An 18,308-nucleotide genomic window follows, 5' to 3' on the forward strand; every position below is an offset into this window, starting at 1 on the left:
TAATTAATTTAAAGTGTTAATAAGGAAGGGTTAATATGGATTTTAAACAATTAGAAATATTTGTAGCGCTTGTTCAAAACGAGAGCTTCTCAATTGCTGCTAAGGAGTTGGGAATTTCTCAACCTACAGTGAGCTTGCAAATTAAACAATTAGAGGAAGAATTAGACACTGCTCTATTTATAAGGTCTACAAGGGAACTTAAGGTAACAGAGGCAGGTATTTTACTTTATAAGGAAGCTAAAACTCTATTAACTAAAAGAGATAGAGTTATGGAGAAATTTGGAGAAAAAAATCAAAATAGAATAGTGGTAGGAGTTTCAAAAATTCCTGCATCTTATATTTTACCTAAAATTTTATTGGATTATAGAAAGATGCATCCAAATATTTCCGTTGTAATCAAGGAGACCAACAGTGTTCAAACAATAAAGAAGGTTTCTGATTATTTAGTGGATTTAGGAATTGTAGGTATGGAAAAAGCTGATGAAAATTGCGACTTTGCACCAATTTTCGAAGATGAGTTCGTATTTATTTGCCCTAACACCGAATATTATAGAAAACTAAAAGATTCAAATCCTACTGTGGCAGATTTAGTAAAGGAACCTTTTATTTCTAGAGAGCAAGGCTCCGGCATTAGAAATAAAATGGATGCAATCGCCAAAGAAGTTGGAGTTAACCATGAAGACTTAGACGTCGTTTTAACGGTTAATGATGATATGCTTGTAAAGAAATTGGTTAAAATTGGAGTTGGAACTTCATTCTTCTCAAAAGTTGCGGTTGAAGATATGATAGAAGACGGATCTATGCTAGCAATTCCTATAACAGAAAGCAAAGAGAGGTATAGGAATCTATATGCTTGTTGGAATAAAAAAGTAACACTTCCAAAACATGTTAGCGACTTTTTGGATTTGATTTTAAAAAGTGGAGATAGATAATTAAAAGTTTGCTACTATAACTTTTAAAGATAAGCACCCATCAATTTTGAAGTGCTTCCCTTAAATTCCCCTTTGGATTTAGGAGGCGCTGCAACTTAGTGGGTGCTTTTAATATGGATAAATTAGCATCCTCTAAGTTAAAGTTAAAAGTTAACAAATTCTGTACTGGATTACTGTGGAAAAACAACAAGGAATATGTTATCATATAATTAATAGGGATTTAGAAAGTTTAATTCTCTATAGGTAGATAATAATACATATGAAAAGGTTATTATCAAAATATTAATTGGAGGGATTATTATGGGAAGCAATTTAAACAGTCCTTTGGAGATTACAGAGGTACAGAAGAATGTTGCAATAACCAAGGCAAATAATCCTGTTGTTAAAACTTTTATGATGGGAATAATGGCAGGTATCTTTATTGCTATTGGTGGGGCTGCATCCACAATGGTAAACATAGTTGGAAAAGGATTGTCTCCACTGGTGACCAAACTTTTGGGAAGTGGAATTTTTACTATAGGAATTGTATCGGTGGTGTTGGCTGGAGCGGAACTATTTACAGGTAATATTCTGATGTCAATAGGGGCTTTTTCTAAGGACATATCGGTAAAAGAACTTCTTCAAAACTGGATAAAGGTTTGGATTTTTAACCTGCTAGGCTCTATATTATTCGCAGCTATAATAACGTTTACACGTATATTTGAAGAAAGTGGTCCTGAGGTTTTTGGCAAAATGGCAAATGCTAAGGCTTCAATGGATCTATCTACAGCATTTTTTAGAGGTGTAGGTTGTAACCTTTTAGTTTGTCTTTCAGTTTGGACTTCAACAGCGGGTAAGGATGGTATTTCGAAGTTTTTCCTTGCGGCGTTTCCTGTAGCTGTATTTGTATTTTTTGGATTTGAACACTGTGTAGCAAATATGTATTATTTTCCACAAGCGCTATTTTTAGGAGCGAAAGTTCCTATTGGATCTATTATTATTAGACTATTAGTGGTTACTTTAGGAAATATAGTTGGAGGACTGCTTATATCAATTCCATATTATTTTACCTATGGGAGGAAACAATAAAGATAACTAAAAAACAATTTTCTCTTTAACTTTTGAGTTTATTATGGTTGTAGAAGTTATAGTTTTTCCTCAGAAGTTAATAGATGTATTTTGTAAATATAGTACAAGAGGTTGTTATAAAATTCGAATAAAAAAGACGAGCAATCATCAAAACTTCTTTTAAAGTTATGATGCCTGCTCGTCTTTAAATTAATTAGTTATTAGATTTAGCCTTCAACTTGTACATCTACTTCTGAAGTCCAAAGACCATGAATGTTACAGTAAGATGTTGAAATCAATTTTCCGCAAGTATTCAATTTTACACTTGTAGAAATCTTAGGTTCTGTGAAAGCATCTCCTTCACCATGGGCTGCAAATCTGTATTCTCCAAGTTCAACTGCTTGTTTAGAATCCTTTGCTAAGTAATATAATTTTATCCATACTATATGGTGTTCCATAGTGTTAGGATGTGCAATTTCTTTACCTACTGCAACATCTACTTGAAACTCTTCGTCTTTTTTTACTTTTTCTGGTGCAGTGATTACAGGAACGTGTTTTTCATTTTTCCAATCTGCTGTTTGAAATAATTCTGTTATTTTACTCATTATTGTCCTCCTCATATTCTAAATTACTACCATTGATATATATACCACTCTTTTATTTATTTAAACAAATTCAAAGAGCAATTAAAAAAAGTGTTCAATGGTGCATAGTTCCTAGGATATTAGTTTATGTGAAGTTTTAATAGGGCATGTTCTTTAATTTTGTATGGAAAAGGATTTTATTCTATAATGGGTATGAAGTTGATTTTGGTTGCAGGACCTATTAGAGGTGAGCTATTAAAACCTACAATTTCCTTTTACATATGTATTGTAAGGTGTCGTGAAGTTTTTTTATTCTTCAATTTCATCTAAAGTGAATAAAACACCGACTTTGACTGTAAATTATTCATTCTATAGGTTATAATTTAGTATAGGAGTGTGAAAATTAATTCATGAATGGCAAAGTATATAAGTTAATCGTCACTACGGTCTTTGGTCTGGAAGCGGTGGTAAAGAGGGAGCTAAAAGACTTAGGGTACGAAAACTTAAAGGTAGATGATGGTAAAATTGAACTAGAAGGCAATTCTGAAGATATAGCTATTTTAAATATGAAGCTTCGATGTGCTGAGAGAGTTCTGATAAAAGTTGGCGAGTTTAAAGCCTTGTCCTTTGAGGAGCTATTTGATAAAACTTATGATTTGCCATGGGAAGAATTTATCACAGAAGATGGAGAATTTCCCGTTGAAGGTAAATCGGTAAAATCTAAATTGTTTTCTATTTCCGATTGTCAATCCATTTGCAAAAAGGCAATTGTGGACAAGTTGAAGTCTGTTTATAAAAGGGACTGGTTTAATGAAGATGGTCCTCTATTTAAAACGGAGGTAAGTCTATTAAAGGACATTGCTACTTTGACCATAGATACTTCCGGTGCTGGACTTCATAAAAGGGGATACAGAAATAGGGCGGGGGATGCGCCATTAAAGGAAACCCTTGCTGCTGCAATGATTTTACTGTCCTATTGGAATCCATCAAGAACACTATATGACCCTTTTTGCGGTTCTGGAACCATCCTTATAGAAGCTGCAATGATAGGTAAAAATATTGCTCCAGGAATCGATAGAGAGTTTGTGTCCCAAACTTGGCCTTATGTGGGGGAAGAAATTTTCAAAGAGGTCAGGATGAGATGTCTAAGTGAAATAGATCATGATATAAAATTGGACTTGCTAGGTTCTGACATCGATAAGAGGTCAATACTTAGGGCTAGAGACAATGCTGAAAATATTGGTGTTAAAGAGGATATCCAATTTTTCATGAAGGATATGAGAGATGTGGACCTTAAGGATAACTATGGTGTGGTTATCACAAATCCTCCCTATGGAGAAAGGCTAGGGGAAAAGAAAGAAGTTGAAAAACTGTATAAGGACTTTGGAAAGAAGTTTAGAAAGTTTGAAACTTGGTCAATATATTTAATAACCAGCTACGAAAGGTTTGAAAGCCTCATTGGCAAGAAGGCCAATAGAAAAAGAAAGCTTTACAATGGTAGGATAAAAGTAGACTACTATCAATATTATGGTCCTAGACCTCCCAAAAGTTAGGTGAATTTATGTTAAGAAGATTAGAATCGATTTTTTCTGCTGAAAAATTAAAAGTATTTAACTATCTTTCCGATTGGGTAAGAATTATAGATACTGAGGGTAATGTTCTCTTTCAAAATGCTGAAATGACTGAAAAAGTTGGAGACCAGGTGGGGGAGAATTCACTTTTAAATCCCGAAGAAAATAGAATAATTCCTGGAACTTCAATTGAGGAATTTTATGAAAAGGATCAGTTGACAAAGTCCTTATCCATTGGTTCTGAAGAATTTTTAGTCAAAAGTTCAATAATTTACGAAGAAGAGGATGCTCTTGCTATACTTGAGACCTTTAGAAATATTACAATTGAGTCTATTGCTATAAAGAGGTATGAAGATATTGCAAGAAAGACACAAAGAGAATTAAATGATGCAAGGGTAATTCAAAACTCCCTTCTTCCTGAAAAGGGGAACCATAGAGGACTTGAAGTCAAGTATAAGTATATTCCCTCGGCCTACCTCTCAGGGGACATGTTTGATGTTATCCCCATAGATGAGACTAAAACGGCTATCTATATAGCGGATGTTGTAGCCCATGGTATTTCCGCTTCTATATTGACAATGTTCGTTCGTCAATCCGTTAGGTATCATTTGGCAAGAAGTAGGATTACTGGATATACTCCGGACATCGTTTTAAGGTCGTTAATCCGTAGGTTTGCGGAGTTGAACCTAGAAGATAGTAAGTACTTCACAATTTTTTATGGTGTTTTTGACAAGGAGTCTGGAACTTTTCAATATGCCAATGCAGGTCACAACGCCATTCCTCTAAAGATAAATAGGGATGGTGAGGTGGAAAAGCTTATGGGCACAGGTTTACCAATTTCACTGATAACCTCAAAGGGGAATTATTCGGAGAGTAAAATCGATTTGGAAATTGGTGAAAAGATATTATTTTATACTGATGGTATAACTGAAACCAAGGACTATTTTGGGGAGTTCTATGGAACTGAGAGGTTGGTAAAATTGGTTTCAAATAATTATCCTAATATATTGGACAGAATAGTAAATGAAGTCTCTACCTATAGATGGGGTAGACAGGAAGATGACATCGCATTATTATTTGTTGAAAGAAAAGAGGATATCAATGGGAATTAAATTTGACTTTAAAGAAGGCTATGATTTAGAGGTTTTAGAAGAAAGTTTTAAAATCGGGGAAGAAAGTTTAAAGAAGGTTTTGGATAAAACTGGAGAAGGTTCGGATTTTTTAGGATGGGTTAACCTTCCTGAAGACTTTTCAAGGGATGAAATTGCAAAGATTAAAGAAGCTGCAAAAAAGATTAGAGAAAGGGCGAAGTATCTTGTAGTAATTGGCATTGGTGGAAGTTACCTGGGTACAAAGGCCATTGAAAACTCTTTAAAGGATTACTTTGAAGATGAGGATGAATTTAAATTGATATATGCAGGACACCATCTAAGTTCTGGTTATCTTTCTAGACTTGTGAAGTTTTTAAAGGACAAGGATTATTGTATAAATGTAATTTCAAAATCCGGTACCACTACTGAACCAGCTATTGCTTTTAGAATCCTTAAAAAAGAATTGGAAGAAAAATATGGAAAAGAAGCTAATGAGAGAATATTTGTAACAACTGACAGAAAAAAGGGCGCATTAAAGAAATTAGCTGATAAAGAGGGTTATGAAACCTTTGTAGTACTAGATGATATTGGGGGAAGATTTTCAGTTCTAACTCCAGTAGGGCTTTTGCCACTTGCCGCTAAGGGGATAGACATTGACAATTTATTAAAAGGGGCAAAAGTAGCAATGGATAAATTTACCCAATTAAAGGCTAAATCAAATCCTGCTATACAGTACGCTTTAATTAGAAATGCTTTATATAAGGATGGAAAAGATATTGAAATTCTTGTAAATTACGAACCCTCCCTTTCCTATATAGCGGATTGGTGGAAACAACTTTTTGGAGAGTCTGAAGGGAAGGATGGAAAGGGGATATATCCTGCATCTGTAAACTTTACTACGGATTTACATTCCATGGGCCAATTGATTCAAGAGGGAAAGCGAAATATCTTTGAAACCGTTCTTGAAGTAGAGGATCCAAAATATGATTTAGCAATTCCAGAGGATAAAGAAAATCTTGATGGTCTTAACTATTTAAAGGATAGGACTGTGGACTTTGTAAATAAACAGGCCCTTGCTGGAACTATGAAAGCTCATATTAAGGGATATGTTCCTAATCTAAAGATAACTATGGAAAAAGTAGATGAAGAGAATCTAGGACAGTTGATTTACTTTTTTGAGATTGCCGTTAGCATTTCAGGATATCTTTTGGAGGTCAACCCTTTTAATCAACCAGGGGTTGAGGAATATAAGAGTCAAATGTTTAAGTTACTTGGTAAACCTGGTGTTAAATAGGAGGTGTAGTAGTGGTAGTAAGAGAGTACTTAGAAGGTTTTCTTGAAGAGATTTTATATAGAAAGAAGAAAACCTTGTCGAATTTTTCATTGTGGTATCTAGGATATGGTATAGCCATTACAATTATTTCCATAATTGGATTAAAGATAATAGGGATTCACCATTATGGGTTAAAGGGAATTCTGGTTGGAATTTTTAGTTTAATTCCCTTTTTAGGAACGGGGATAGTCTTTATCCCATGGGTTATTGCAAGGCTTGTTACCAGTGAAAGTTTACTTTCAAGTCAATTGGCAATTCTGTATATTATTTTATGCATAATAAAAGAAATTGTATTTCCTTTTCTTATAGGTAAGAAGTTTAATATTAGGCCCATAATCATAGCTTTAATATTTCTTATATGCTATACCATTGGAAAGGAACCAGGAGCCGTAGTGGCATGTTTCTTAATATTTATTATGACCAGCTTCTTTGATGCCATGGACATTCAAACTTTTTATAGAAAGAATAAGGCTAGAAAAAGAAGGTATTATCAAAATTAAAAATCTAAAAATAAAGTCAAATTTAATAGGCTATAGGAAATTTCAGAAAAAAACATTTGACATATTAGGCAATGTAATTTCTTATACTATATAGATTGAATACAAGGGTTATAAACTGTTGGGTTATGAATTATCATAGGACTCAACAGTTTTTAATGTAATTAAATCCTTCGACAACAATATAAAAGGGATCGATGTACTGAATCTGATTTTTAAGGAGATTTTATCAAAATTGTGTTACACTTAACTGTAGTAATAAATTAGGAGGTCTTATGATAGATTTACACAATCACAGTGTTTTTTCCATGGATAGCAACACCCCAATGGAGGACAATATTAAAGTAGCCATAGATAAGAATCTTAAGTACTTGTCCATTACCGACCATATGGAGATAATGAAACCTAAGGACAAGTATTGGGAGAGTTTAGACGCTCCTGGGTATTTTGTAGAATTTAATAGATTAAAGGAAAAATACAAAGATGATATACACCTCCTTGCAGGGGTGGAAGTTGGGATACAGGAGTCAACTGCAAAGGTAGTGGAAGATTTTGTAAATGAATTTGACTATGACTTTGTAATAGGTTCTGTACATTGCCTTTTTGAAAAAGACCTCTATGGTGGTGGATATTATCAAAGATTAAAACCTAAGGAATTATATAAGACTTATTATGAAGAGATGTATAAGAGTGTAAAAGCAATGAAAAATTTCGATGTCCTAGGTCATATAGACTATATCGATCGTTACTTGGACAATTACTTTGATGTTCCCGACCAAGATGAGAATAAAGAGATCATTTTAGCGATTTTAAAAGAATTGATAGATACTAATAGAGGCATTGAAATCAACACAGGCGGTTTTAGAAAGGGACTACCATATCTTCATCCCCATAGAAAGATACTATCCTGGTATAGAGAATTGGGCGGTGAAATTATAACCATTGGTTCGGATGCCCATAAGAGCTATGATATTGGATATAAAAACAAAAAAGCTTTGGATTATGTAAAATCCTTTGGCTTTACCGGGGTATATGTATTTGAAAATAGAAGACCGAGAAAGTTGGAATTTTAATGAAGAATATTTTAATGATTTCTACAGGTGGTACAATAGCATCTGTTAATAAGGGCAAGGGACTTGTTCCAGGCCTAAATTCAAGGGACTTAGTGGAGTACTTAAAACTGGATAGGGATAGGATTAACTTAGAAACCTTGGATTTAATGAGCATAGATAGTACGGATATACAAGTAGAGGACTGGCTTAAAATAAGCTGCGCTCTGGAATTAAACTACGATAAATATGATGGCTTTGTCATTACCCATGGGACAGATACCTTGGCATATACTGCTTGTGCCATTTCTTACTTAATTCAAAATTCAAAAAAGCCCATAGTTTTAACTGGGGCTCAAAAATCCATTTTTAGTGACATAACCGATGCAAAGTTGAATCTAACCGATAGCATTACCTATGCAAGTGACGATAAATCTAATGATGTCAGTATAGTATTTAACGGAAAAGTAATTGCAGGAACTAGAGGGCGAAAAGAAAAGACAAAGAGCTATGATGCATTTACCAGCTTAAATTACCCCCTATTAGCGACGGTTCATGATGACAGGATAATTAGATATATCCATAAGGAGGCATTGGAGGAAAATCCTACCTTTTATCATAAACTTGACGATTCTGTATTTTTATTAAAACTAATTCCCACTATAGAACCGGAATTGTTATTTTATATCTTCGAAAAATATAAAACTGTAATAGTAGAGTCCTACGGTGTAGGGGGTATTCCGTCATATCTAGTGGATACTTTTAAAGCGGTAAATAAAAGCGAAAAGCAGAGAAATATTGTGATTACAACCCAAGTTCCCATGGAGGGCTCGGATATTTCCGTTTATGAAGTGGGAAGAAGATTAGATGAATTAAATATTATGGAATCCTTTGATATGACTTTGGAAGCCACCGTTGTAAAACTTATGTGGGCTATGGCGCAAAGTGAAGGTGACTTTAATAAATTGAAGGATTTATTCTACACGCAGATTAACTTTGATACATTATATGAATTGTAAGGAGATGACTAAATGAAAGATACTGTTTTATCTTTGATAAAATCCGTGGTATTGGCTTTAGTCCTGGCTATAATTATAAGGACTTTTGTCTTTTCTGTCACAGAAGTTTCAGGACGATCCATGTATCCTAACTTTGACACGGGAGATAGACTGATTGTAAATAGAATCGGAGTTTTGCTAAGAGATGTCAAAAAGGGTGAGGTAATAGAATTTCTTTCCCCAGATATCAAACCAAATGGAAAAAGAGACCACTTTATTAAAAGGGTTATTGGAACAGCTGGAGACACCGTAAGTCTACACGAAGGGAAAGTCTATTTAAATGGCGAAGAGCTTAAAGAGGATTATATTGACGATGCTGTACAAACTCTACCTCAGACAGGACAATCTCAATGGGAAGTGAAAGAAGGAGAGATTTTTGTACTAGGTGACAATAGGCCCAACTCCGATGATGGAAGAAGATTTGGCACGGTACCAACGGATACAGTAAAGGGGATAGCTGTATTTAGATTTTTACCCTTCAGCAAGTTTGGGAAAATTAAATAGAGCAAGTTGACTCCAAGTTAAATGTATTTAATCTTAGGAGTCGTTTTTTTACCTAATATTCAAAAAATATAGTGTTAGGCCAGTTGTATTTAAAATATCATCTCAATCTCAATAAAACATTAAGATTTTATAGGGAAGTTTTACTTTTTTAACTTAAATTGTTAAAATAATTGGAGGAGGAGAGATGAACAAAAGAAGAAATACAAGAAGTAGAAATAGAAAGCGACAAGTTTTTCGAAATAGACTTTTTTTATCTATTTTCCTTGTGCTTTTGATTCTACTTATAAAAAATGCTTTTTCTCTGGGAAATAGAATGGAGATGGCTTCAGAAAATCTCGATTTAATAGGTACTGCAAAGGATTATTCTCCAAATGAGAATTCAGAGAAGAGCTCAAAACAAGAAGATATTAAATATGAAGAAGCAACTTCCATGGAAGGATATATAAAAAATATAGAAAAAGCTGCCAAAGTTGATAAGAATGCTCAAATAATCTTGGACAATCGAAGTGAATTGCCAGAAAGTATGATTAAAATGGCAGGGAGAAATCCGGATACTATCGACTTTATAGCTAAATATATAGACAATAGGATCAAATATGATTACAGATACCCTAAGAAAATCTATGAAGATTTAAGATATCCTTACTATATCCAGTGGGATCAAAGTTGGGGATATCAAGAATATGGTTCTGGTATCATAGGAGATACAGGATGCGCACCGACATCTTTAGCTATGATGCTTTCAGGAATGACCAATAGAAGAATAACTCCAAGTGATATTGCAAAACTTTCCCACGACAATGGTTATGTCGGGGATTATGGTACCAACTGGGATCTTTATCCATTTATTGCAGAGGAATACAACTTGGAATTAAAGAGTATTGGAACCAGCGAAGAAGAGATTATACAGGCACTGGATGACGGATATTCTATTATCATATCCGTTGGCCCGGGAACTTTTACTACAGTATCCCATGTTATGCTTATAATTGGTCATGATGACTATAATAGATTTAAAATCTATGATCCCAATAACTTAGAAAATTCAGAAAAAGCTTGGAAGTATGATGAATTTAGTAAAGATGTAAAAAAATTGTGGGCCTTTAAAAATGATGAGACTTAAGAATTATAAAAAAGAATTTGACTACTCCTATGTACTAGGTCCCTTTCCCACCTTGGAGTTGGTGGAAACAAGGCCTGAAATTTTAAAATCCGTATATATTTCGCCGGATTTCAATAGGCTTGAAGAGACTAAAAAACTTTTAAATGGACTGGGAATTCCCTATGAAATTGATCAAAAGAATCTAAATAGGATTTCCACAAAGAAAAAAGAGTATATGGCAGGAGTCTTTAATAAATACAAAGGCAAAATTTCTCCAGGGAAGAATCATATATTACTTGACAATGTCTCAGATATGGGTAACCTAGGTACGATTATTAGAACCATGGTTGGTTTTGGATACAAGGACCTTGCATTGGTGGGAAATTGTTGTGATATATTTAATCCAAAGGTTATACGGGGATCCATGGGGGCCTTTTTCAAGATTAACTTTGAAGAGTTTTCAACTTTAGATGACTATAAAGCTATCCATGACAATAAAATCTATGGATTTATGTTAAAGGAAGACTCGAAGAATATTAAAGCTACAAAATTTGAAGATGATTTCACTTTGGCCTTTGGAAATGAGGGCAGGGGCCTTGGAGAAGAATATGACAACGCAACTATATCCAAGGTAATAATACCTCAGTCTGAAGATGTGGATTCATTAAACTTGACAATTGCTGCAGCTGTAGCGATGTATGAAGCGTTAAAATATTAGAGCACTCAAAATATTTTTGAGCGCTCTTTTTTGCATTCTATTACAAAAACTTATATGGGATTAGATCATCTCAAGGAATGCGGCAATTCTTGTATTAAGTTGGCCGATGTCAGATTGTCCATAGTCGGTTTCTACAGACATAAAAGGTAAATTTTTCTCCTTGTTTACAAAGTTTTTAATACTTAGGGATTCAACTTGGAAAGGCTGACAGGCTTGAAGATGCATATCTATAACACCATCGACCTTAAATTGATCTATAAGTCTGGATAACAAATCCTTTCTGTTAGGATTTGGAGACATGCAGGCACAACCAATTTGTAGATACTTATCGGCAATTGCGTGAATTGGGTTTCCCGTATTCTCTTCGACGTTTTTATCAATGGCCTTAGCACCGCCACAGTTTTCATATGAAACTACAATTCCGCCATTTTCTTCAACGGCTTGAATAACTTTTTCAGTGGCTGCACCTATAGGACATCCAGTAATTAAAATTCTCTTTTTGCCAGTGATTTTTTTACTTTCAGATAGAACCTGTTCCTTTAACTCGCCTATTCTTTGAGGGATGGATCTCTTGTCAAAATCAAAGGTTATACCATTTAATACATGCCATAGGTCCAGCCCTGTGCATGGCAATTCATCAGCGGCCATAATCTCATAAAAGTCCTTTACAGCAGAACGTTCAGCGTTTTTGACCTTTATGGCCTCTTCCAAATCTTCGTCGGTTATCTCTACATTAAATTTATCTTCTAATAATTCCTTAGCTATTACAATTTGATTTTCCCATAATCTAAGGCCTTCTTCAGAATATTTATTAGGCAATTCCATTACATGGGTTGGTCTAAAATTCCCTAAATATTCATACATCTTTTTCTTTCCATCGCAAGTGGTTTCTCCAATGATTAAATCAGAGAAAAAGAAAAATGGACATTTGTCAGTCATGGCAAAACCATAGCTGGATTTAATTAAAGGACATAGATTTGTTGGCAAGTCCCTTTCAGCATCTCCAATTGTTTCGTCAGAAGTTGAGCATAGGGATACGCTGGTCGCTCCAGCGGCAATAGCCAACTCTTGTGGGAAGAAGGTACAAAAAGTACCTATAAGAGGAATTCCCTTTTCCTTTTGTTCCTTTACTTTTATAAAAGCCTTTTGTCTACCTTCAGCAAAATCGTTGAAGATTTCAGGCAATTCTTTTCTAACTTTAACAGTCAATACAAACACTCCTTTTGTTTCACTCAAGATAATTATATAACAAAAATTGAAAATTACAATAAAAAGTGAAGTAAGACAATCATCTATAACGGTACAATGTGGTAAAATTAAGACAGGAGGTTGAGATGTTTAAAGGATTTATATTTGATTTAGATGGAACTTTAATTGACAGTTTAGAGACGATTGGAAATTTGTTTAATAGTCATCTTTCAAAGAGGGGTTATGAAATATGTGACTACGATCTATATAATGACTTCGTGGGAGATGGGGCACAGGTAATGGCAACAAGGGCCTTTAACTATATCAATGAAAGGGATAAACTAAACCTAACTGAAGAAGAATTGACCAAGAGAGTTGAAGAGATTTTACCGGATTATCTATATGAATACAATAATAGAGATGACGACTTCACAAAGCCCTATGACAAAATAGTAGAAACACTGAATAAGCTAAAAAAAGAGGGTAGAATATTAGCGGTTTGTACAAATAAGCCTATGAAAGCAGCGCAGATCGTCTTAGACAATATTTTTGGAAAAGATTTTTTTGACTTTATTCTAGGGGATAAACCTGGAATTAGGCTAAAGCCACATCAGGATATGATTGACGAATTTAAGAGGATCTCTGGCCTTGACTCAAAGGAGATAGTATATTTTGGAGACACCTCTACAGATATGATTACAGCAGTAAATGGAGGATTATATCCAGTTGGTGTAACTTGGGGTTTTAGAAGTAAAGAGGAGCTTTTGGAAAATGGAGCGAAGGCTATAATCGATAAGCCGGAAGAAATTTTGAAGTTTTTAAATTCCTAAAAGCTATTGACAATCATTATCAATACTGTTAGAATTAATGTAGATATTAATTCAAAACACCCCTTTTGAAAGATATCTTATTGGATTCCAATCCATCTTTAAGTGGATACCCTTTATCCACTTAATATGAATATTTCGAGCACTTAGATTATGAGTGCTCGATTTTATATTTACATACTCTTAGTTGTTGCGTTTTTAAAAAGGTATAATTATCGTTTTGGTAAGTTTTACATGCTTGTGACCTCAATCCCATTATCTTCAAGTAATCTAGTTGTAAAACCATCACCAGAGATTAAGTTTCCTGAAAAAGTTCCATCATAAATCTTTCCTTTTCCACAGGAAGGACTCTTTGACTTTAAAATGGCTTTCTTAATATTAAATAACTTACACAGTTTTAAAGCTTCCTTGGCCCCTCTTATAAAGTTTTCAGTCTTGTCATCCCCATCTACATTTAAAACCCTATTTTTATAGATTTCACAGGGTTTTCTGGGAGTAGGAAGTCCTCCCGCCTGTTCTGGACAAAATGGAATAATATCATATTCTTCTGCAAGTTCTTCAAATCGATTATCCTTTTGTAATCTTCCATCATATCTGGTAATCAATCCTATAAGACATGAACTTACCAATATTTTTTCTTTCATAATCTTAAACTCCTTACTAGTTCTGGTAGGGGAAGTCCTACAATGTTGTAATAATCTCCGTAAATTGAAGAGACTAAAAACTTGTCCACTTCCTGGATATTATAAGATCCTGCTTTATCAAGGGGAGATTTGCTATCTATATACCTTTTTATAAAATCTATGGAAAAATTGCTTTCCTTTACAAACTCGACTTGGGATACCACATAGTATAGCTTGTAATTATTTTTATTTTCCATAAGGCATACTCCAGTACAAATATAGTGGATAGTTCCTAAAAGGCCTCTTAGGGTTTCGTAGGCATGCCTTAAGTCATCTGGTTTTCCAAGAATTTTATCATGAGTCACAACGACTGTATCTGCAGATATTATCAGTCCAGAATTTGTTTTGCTGTGTACAGCCACTGACTTTTCATAAGCTATTTTGGCACATGAGGAGAAAGAATCCTTTAGAAAATCTCCTGAAGAATGGTTTTTAAAAAAATCTTCAATTACACTATCTTCATCTATTTTAGGTTTTACTATTTCAAAATCGTTGATGAATTCTTTTAATAGTTTTATTCGCCTAGGGGAAGAGGAGCCGAGAATTATTTTTGAAAAGTTTAGGTTATCTTCATCCCTGAGAATAAAAGTACCTAAATTATTAATGTCAAAGTTATTTTTAGTCATCGTATTTCTCCTGAAAATCCTTAGATATCCTAATAATATTTTCAAACAGGTCATGGGAGTATTGATGGTACTCGACCTTGGTGTAATTTTCGAGATTTTCAAAAATTTCCTTTTCTCTTTTCCTATCTATAGTCTCTAAATTCAGTTGGATTTTTTCTTTTTTTATCTTTTTAACAATATCCAATCGCCTTATAAAAAGTTCATTGATCTTTTTATCGATTGAATCCACTTCCTTTCTAAGGTCTTGTAAATTCTTCATATTAACCTCCATATATTAAATATAAAAACACATTAAAGAGTGATTTTAAGGTTTTCTATTGCTCTAGTAGAAGCTTGATTAAAGTATAACATAGGTTTAATCAAGAATTCACTGTGATTTAAGAAGTATTTCTTAGGGTATGATATCATATAGTTATAAAATAGTAGGAGGTATTCATGTTAGTATCAGCAAAAGAAATGTTAGATAAGGCATATAGTGAAAAATATGCAGTAGGACAATTCAATATCAACAATTTAGAGTGGACCAGGGCAATACTAGAAACGGCCCAAGAAGAGAATTCACCTGTTATATTAGGTGTTTCTGAAGGTGCTGGAAGATATATGTCCGGTTTTAAAACAGTTGTAAAAATGGTTGAAGGAATGATAGAGGACTTAAATATTACAGTTCCAGTTGCCATTCACTTAGACCACGGTACTTATGAAGGAGCGAAAAGTGCAATAGAGGCAGGATTTACTTCTGTAATGTTTGACGGATCCTCATATCCAATAGCTGAAAATATTGAAAAGACAAAAGAGATTGTGGAAATTGCCCATAGTAAGGGAATCTCTGTTGAAGCAGAAGTTGGTTCCATCGGAGGAGAAGAAGATGGAGTAGTAGGAATGGGAGAAATCGCAGATCCTAAAGAATGTAAAATGATTGCTGATCTAGGTATTGATTTTCTAGCTGCAGGAATTGGTAATATTCACGGTGTTTATCCAGAAAACTGGAAGGGATTGGACTTTGACGCTTTAGAAAATATAAAGAATGAAGTAGGAGAAATTCCTCTAGTACTTCATGGTGGAACAGGGATACCGGCAGATATGATAAGAAAGGGAATTGAACTTGGAGTTTCTAAGATCAATGTAAATACTGAATGTCAGCAGGAGTTTGCCAAGGAGACTAGAAAATACATTGAAGAAGGCAAGGATAAGATTGGAAAGGGATTTGACCCAAGAAAACTTCTTAAACCAGGAACAGAAGGCATCAAAAAAATAGTAAAAGAAAAGATGGAACTTTTTGGATCAACAAATAGAGCATAATATAGTTTTCCAAAAGGGTTAAAAATCACATTTATTCAAATAATTTAAATTGGGCACCTAAAGGGTGCTCTTTTTTTGTGCTTTAATAAATAGTGAGAATTAAGATGCCAAATATCTATGTTTATTAAAATCAAAATAAAGCCTCGAATAAATTAACAAAAAGATAAATAAATGGTACAATCATAATTAGATGTGGCACCGCCACATCAAATATTTAGGAGGTAATCATGAAATACGACGAAAAATATAAAGAAAAAGATGAAAGAATGGGTTATTTTGTAAATAATTCTCCATTGGCATCATCAGTTTTAAATTCAATTGGTACCAATATGAAGGATAAGGCTTTGACAATTAAAGAAAAGGAATTTATCATGTTGGGAATAGGGATTGCCATTAGATGTCCAGACTGTATTCTTACCCATGCTAAGAACTGCAAGGATGTAGGAGCTACAGAAGAAGAGATTATAGAAGTAGCTGAATCAGCTGTTGCCATGGGAGGGGGACCTTCTATAGCCTTTGGTTCATTAGCTGTAGATATTTTCAAAGATTTATAATATAGAAAGGCGAGCTTTCATACTTGAAGGCTCGCCATATTTATTGATTTTAATTAACTAGGACTATTTTCCAGCTCTATACCCTCATTTAACAGTCTAAGCTCCTTTACCATAAAGACTCCTGTCAACACGAAAGAAATAACATCGGATATAGGGTAGGACAACCAAACTCCGTTAAGTCCTAAAAATTTAGGTGCGATTATTAACACTGGAAGTAGGACTATCAACTGTCTTGAAAGGGATAGGATTATTCCTCTAGTTGCTTTGCCCGTTGCTTGGAAGTAATTTGCGGATATGATTTGAAAACCTAGTACGGGGTTTGCCAAAGAACTAAGTCTAAGGCAGGCAACTGCTCCAGGCATTACTTTGTCGATGTCCTTTGCATTCATAATAAAAAGTTTTATCAAGGCTTCTGGAAAGAACATAATAATCAAGTAGGTGAAAGTGAGGTAGGCGGTAGCTGCGATGGTAGCAAGCTTAAATGCCTCTTTAACCCTATGATATTTTTTAGCGCCGAAGTTATATCCTATTATTGGTTGACTGCCCTGGTTTAAGCCAAAAACAGGCATAAAAGCAAGTGTGGATATACTTTGCATTATTCCCATGGCTGCAATGGCTTCGTCGTTACCAAAGGTCTTGATTTGTAGGTTGAATATGGTTATAACCAAACTTGCAGCAAGTTGCATTCCAAAGGGAGCAAGGCCTAAAACTATTATCTCCTTTACCAATTCTGGTTCTAATTTTAAATTTTCACTCTTTAAATTAATAGTTGTTCGCTTTCCTAAAAAGAAGACCAATACCCAAATCATAGACAAAAATTGACCTATAATTGTTGCTAGTGCTGCACCTTTTACTCCCATGCCCATTAGGATTACAAATATATAGTCCAGTATAATATTTGTAATTGCACCTATTAACATGGTGCCCATGGCAGTTGAAGGACTTCCCTCTCCCCTAATAAAAAAGTTTAGTCCAAATCCTATCAGTTGGAAGGGAATGCCTAATGCCAATATCTTTAAATAGTCTATGGCATAGGGCAATAGCACTTTACTTGATCCAAGTTTAATAAGTAGCTCCTCAGTATAGAGTAGTAAACCTCCTGTTATTACTATTGAGAAGATAATAAATAGGGTGAAGGACTGACCTAATATCTTTTCAGACTCCTTTATCCTACCCTGTCCCATTCTTATGGAAGAAAGGGAATTGCCACCCATACCTATTAACATCGAAAAGGCCATTATAATAAGACTGATTGGGAAGGTAAGGTGAACCCCACCAATCGCAAGGGAACTAACCTGTCCTAAAAATATTTTATCTATTACATTGTACAATGCGTTAACAAGCATACCAATTATTGCAGGAACTGAAAACTTGATTAGTAGTTTTTTAATGTCCTCTGTTGCCATCAATTTATTTTTATTTATTCTTTCCATACATTCACCTCGCTATAAAATTAATTCTAATCTGTCTAGAGAACTATTAGAGAAAAACTGTAATAAGTCCTCGTTTGTGTAAACCACAAAAAGATATTCTATCAGAAAATTGATTACATTACAAAGATAGGGGTAAATTATGATAAATAGAATTAATAAGTCCAGTGGTAAAAAGTCAAGTGAAATTTAAAAATAGTTGAAATTTCTAAATG

The 18,308-nt window shown here is 34.2% G+C and carries 20 protein-coding genes; 14 read left to right on the plus strand and 6 right to left on the minus strand.

From position 1 onward, the window contains the following. The first annotated feature begins 35 nt into the window (after positions 1 to 35). Both Q1K37_RS05975 and Q1K37_RS05980 read left to right on the plus strand, forming a co-directional pair. On the plus strand, positions 36 to 932 hold the full coding sequence (locus tag Q1K37_RS05975; RefSeq protein WP_300410453.1) for a selenium metabolism-associated LysR family transcriptional regulator: 897 nt from the start codon (positions 36 to 38) through the stop codon (positions 930 to 932). 300 nt (positions 933 to 1,232) lie between these two features. Then, positions 1,233 to 2,000 (plus strand): formate/nitrite transporter family protein, encoded by a 768-nt coding sequence (locus Q1K37_RS05980; protein ID WP_300410455.1) that lies wholly within the window; start codon positions 1,233 to 1,235, stop codon positions 1,998 to 2,000. Positions 2,001 to 2,206: 206 nt separating this feature from the next. Here Q1K37_RS05980 and Q1K37_RS05985 read toward each other — a convergent pair whose 3' ends face one another. Further along, positions 2,207 to 2,584 carry a class II SORL domain-containing protein gene (locus Q1K37_RS05985; protein ID WP_300410457.1) on the minus strand — a complete coding sequence of 126 codons (378 nt, stop codon included), beginning with the start codon at positions 2,582 to 2,584 and terminating at the stop codon, positions 2,207 to 2,209. Between the two features lie 389 nt (positions 2,585 to 2,973). On the opposite strand from Q1K37_RS05985, the gene Q1K37_RS05990 reads away from it, so the two are divergent. The 9 genes from Q1K37_RS05990 to Q1K37_RS06030 all read left to right on the plus strand — a co-directional run bounded on the left by Q1K37_RS05990 (position 2,974) and on the right by Q1K37_RS06030 (position 11,486). Continuing rightward, complete coding sequence (locus Q1K37_RS05990) at positions 2,974 to 4,116, plus strand: class I SAM-dependent RNA methyltransferase (protein ID WP_300410459.1); 1,143 nt, start codon at positions 2,974 to 2,976, stop codon at positions 4,114 to 4,116. Positions 4,117 to 4,124: 8 nt separating this feature from the next. Beyond that, positions 4,125 to 5,246, plus strand: coding sequence for a PP2C family protein-serine/threonine phosphatase (locus Q1K37_RS05995; RefSeq protein ID WP_300410461.1), 1,122 nt, complete (start codon positions 4,125 to 4,127; stop codon positions 5,244 to 5,246). After that, entirely contained in the window at positions 5,236 to 6,519 is a 1,284-nt protein-coding gene (locus Q1K37_RS06000; RefSeq protein WP_300410463.1) for a glucose-6-phosphate isomerase, read from the plus strand. Before Q1K37_RS05995 ends, Q1K37_RS06000 begins: the two co-directional genes overlap by 11 nt. An 11-nt stretch (positions 6,520 to 6,530) precedes the next feature. Beyond that, positions 6,531 to 7,058 (plus strand): AI-2E family transporter, encoded by a 528-nt coding sequence (locus Q1K37_RS06005; RefSeq protein ID WP_300410465.1) that lies wholly within the window; start codon positions 6,531 to 6,533, stop codon positions 7,056 to 7,058. A gap of 272 nt (positions 7,059 to 7,330) precedes the next feature. After that, on the plus strand, positions 7,331 to 8,128 hold the full coding sequence (locus Q1K37_RS06010) for a histidinol-phosphatase HisJ family protein (RefSeq protein WP_300410467.1): 798 nt from the start codon (positions 7,331 to 7,333) through the stop codon (positions 8,126 to 8,128). Then, a complete protein-coding gene (locus Q1K37_RS06015; protein WP_300410469.1) occupies positions 8,128 to 9,123 on the plus strand; it encodes an asparaginase in 996 nt (331 codons plus the stop codon). Before Q1K37_RS06010 ends, Q1K37_RS06015 begins: the two co-directional genes overlap by 1 nt. Positions 9,124 to 9,135: 12 nt before the next feature. Next, the gene (gene lepB, locus Q1K37_RS06020; RefSeq protein ID WP_300410470.1) at positions 9,136 to 9,666 is read left to right on the plus strand and encodes a signal peptidase I; all 531 of its coding nucleotides are present in this window, start codon (positions 9,136 to 9,138) and stop codon (positions 9,664 to 9,666) included. 184 nt (positions 9,667 to 9,850) lie between these two features. Continuing rightward, positions 9,851 to 10,789, plus strand: coding sequence for a C39 family peptidase (locus tag Q1K37_RS06025; RefSeq protein ID WP_300410471.1), 939 nt, complete (start codon positions 9,851 to 9,853; stop codon positions 10,787 to 10,789). Further along, the gene (locus Q1K37_RS06030) at positions 10,776 to 11,486 is read left to right on the plus strand and encodes a TrmH family RNA methyltransferase (protein WP_300410473.1); all 711 of its coding nucleotides are present in this window, start codon (positions 10,776 to 10,778) and stop codon (positions 11,484 to 11,486) included. The genes Q1K37_RS06025 and Q1K37_RS06030 overlap by 14 nt, the downstream gene beginning before the upstream one ends. Positions 11,487 to 11,546: 60 nt before the next feature. On the opposite strand, the gene Q1K37_RS06035 is transcribed toward Q1K37_RS06030, so the two are convergent. Then, positions 11,547 to 12,695, minus strand: coding sequence for a double-cubane-cluster-containing anaerobic reductase (locus tag Q1K37_RS06035; RefSeq protein WP_300410475.1), 1,149 nt, complete (start codon positions 12,693 to 12,695; stop codon positions 11,547 to 11,549). 125 nt (positions 12,696 to 12,820) lie between these two features. Between Q1K37_RS06035 and Q1K37_RS06040 the strand changes: the two genes are divergently transcribed. Continuing rightward, positions 12,821 to 13,504: an HAD family hydrolase gene (locus Q1K37_RS06040; RefSeq protein ID WP_300410476.1), complete on the plus strand. Its 684-nt coding sequence runs from the start codon at positions 12,821 to 12,823 to the stop codon at positions 13,502 to 13,504. A gap of 227 nt (positions 13,505 to 13,731) precedes the next feature. Here the strand turns inward: Q1K37_RS06040 and Q1K37_RS06045 are convergent, their stop codons facing one another. The 3 genes from Q1K37_RS06045 to Q1K37_RS06055 are packed head-to-tail and all read right to left on the minus strand — an operon-like array spanning position 13,732 to position 15,069. Further along, positions 13,732 to 14,145 (minus strand): DUF523 domain-containing protein, encoded by a 414-nt coding sequence (locus Q1K37_RS06045; RefSeq protein ID WP_300410477.1) that lies wholly within the window; start codon positions 14,143 to 14,145, stop codon positions 13,732 to 13,734. After that, entirely contained in the window at positions 14,142 to 14,810 is a 669-nt protein-coding gene (locus tag Q1K37_RS06050; protein ID WP_300410479.1) for a Maf family protein, read from the minus strand. Before Q1K37_RS06050 ends, Q1K37_RS06045 begins: the two co-directional genes overlap by 4 nt. Beyond that, positions 14,803 to 15,069, minus strand: a complete 267-nt coding sequence (locus Q1K37_RS06055) for a chorismate mutase (protein WP_300410481.1) — start codon at positions 15,067 to 15,069, stop codon at positions 14,803 to 14,805. The genes Q1K37_RS06050 and Q1K37_RS06055 overlap by 8 nt, the downstream gene beginning before the upstream one ends. A gap of 176 nt (positions 15,070 to 15,245) precedes the next feature. Here Q1K37_RS06055 and fba point away from each other — a divergent pair, with 176 nt between their 5' ends. Continuing rightward, positions 15,246 to 16,109: a class II fructose-1,6-bisphosphate aldolase gene (fba, locus tag Q1K37_RS06060; RefSeq protein ID WP_300410483.1), complete on the plus strand. Its 864-nt coding sequence runs from the start codon at positions 15,246 to 15,248 to the stop codon at positions 16,107 to 16,109. A 227-nt stretch (positions 16,110 to 16,336) separates the two neighbouring features. Continuing rightward, entirely contained in the window at positions 16,337 to 16,663 is a 327-nt protein-coding gene (locus Q1K37_RS06065) for a carboxymuconolactone decarboxylase family protein (RefSeq protein ID WP_300410485.1), read from the plus strand. A 53-nt stretch (positions 16,664 to 16,716) separates the two neighbouring features. Here Q1K37_RS06065 and Q1K37_RS06070 read toward each other — a convergent pair whose 3' ends face one another. Beyond that, complete coding sequence (locus Q1K37_RS06070) at positions 16,717 to 18,096, minus strand: MATE family efflux transporter (protein ID WP_300410487.1); 1,380 nt, start codon at positions 18,094 to 18,096, stop codon at positions 16,717 to 16,719. Positions 18,097 to 18,308 lie beyond the last annotated feature (212 nt).

Origin of the sequence: Lagierella sp., assembly GCF_029983815.1 — a bacterium.
GTDB lineage: Bacteria > Bacillota > Clostridia > Tissierellales > Peptoniphilaceae > Mediannikoviicoccus.

Coding starts and splice junctions, on each gene's coding strand:
- Q1K37_RS05975 (WP_300410453.1), top strand. CDS start 36: ATGGATTTTAAACAATTAGAAATATTTGTAGCGCTTGTTCAAAACGAG.
- Q1K37_RS05980 (WP_300410455.1), top strand. CDS start 1,233: ATGGGAAGCAATTTAAACAGTCCTTTGGAGATTACAGAGGTACAGAAG.
- Q1K37_RS05985 (WP_300410457.1), bottom strand. CDS start 2,584: ATGAGTAAAATAACAGAATTATTTCAAACAGCAGATTGGAAAAATGAA.
- Q1K37_RS05990 (WP_300410459.1), top strand. CDS start 2,974: ATGAATGGCAAAGTATATAAGTTAATCGTCACTACGGTCTTTGGTCTG.
- Q1K37_RS05995 (WP_300410461.1), top strand. CDS start 4,125: ATGTTAAGAAGATTAGAATCGATTTTTTCTGCTGAAAAATTAAAAGTA.
- Q1K37_RS06000 (WP_300410463.1), top strand. CDS start 5,236: ATGGGAATTAAATTTGACTTTAAAGAAGGCTATGATTTAGAGGTTTTA.
- Q1K37_RS06010 (WP_300410467.1), top strand. CDS start 7,331: ATGATAGATTTACACAATCACAGTGTTTTTTCCATGGATAGCAACACC.
- Q1K37_RS06015 (WP_300410469.1), top strand. CDS start 8,128: ATGAAGAATATTTTAATGATTTCTACAGGTGGTACAATAGCATCTGTT.
- lepB (WP_300410470.1), top strand. CDS start 9,136: ATGAAAGATACTGTTTTATCTTTGATAAAATCCGTGGTATTGGCTTTA.
- Q1K37_RS06025 (WP_300410471.1), top strand. CDS start 9,851: ATGAACAAAAGAAGAAATACAAGAAGTAGAAATAGAAAGCGACAAGTT.
- Q1K37_RS06030 (WP_300410473.1), top strand. CDS start 10,776: ATGATGAGACTTAAGAATTATAAAAAAGAATTTGACTACTCCTATGTA.
- Q1K37_RS06040 (WP_300410476.1), top strand. CDS start 12,821: ATGTTTAAAGGATTTATATTTGATTTAGATGGAACTTTAATTGACAGT.
- Q1K37_RS06045 (WP_300410477.1), bottom strand. CDS start 14,145: ATGAAAGAAAAAATATTGGTAAGTTCATGTCTTATAGGATTGATTACC.
- Q1K37_RS06050 (WP_300410479.1), bottom strand. CDS start 14,810: ATGACTAAAAATAACTTTGACATTAATAATTTAGGTACTTTTATTCTC.
- Q1K37_RS06055 (WP_300410481.1), bottom strand. CDS start 15,069: ATGAAGAATTTACAAGACCTTAGAAAGGAAGTGGATTCAATCGATAAA.
- fba (WP_300410483.1), top strand. CDS start 15,246: ATGTTAGTATCAGCAAAAGAAATGTTAGATAAGGCATATAGTGAAAAA.
- Q1K37_RS06065 (WP_300410485.1), top strand. CDS start 16,337: ATGAAATACGACGAAAAATATAAAGAAAAAGATGAAAGAATGGGTTAT.
- Q1K37_RS06070 (WP_300410487.1), bottom strand. CDS start 18,096: ATGGAAAGAATAAATAAAAATAAATTGATGGCAACAGAGGACATTAAA.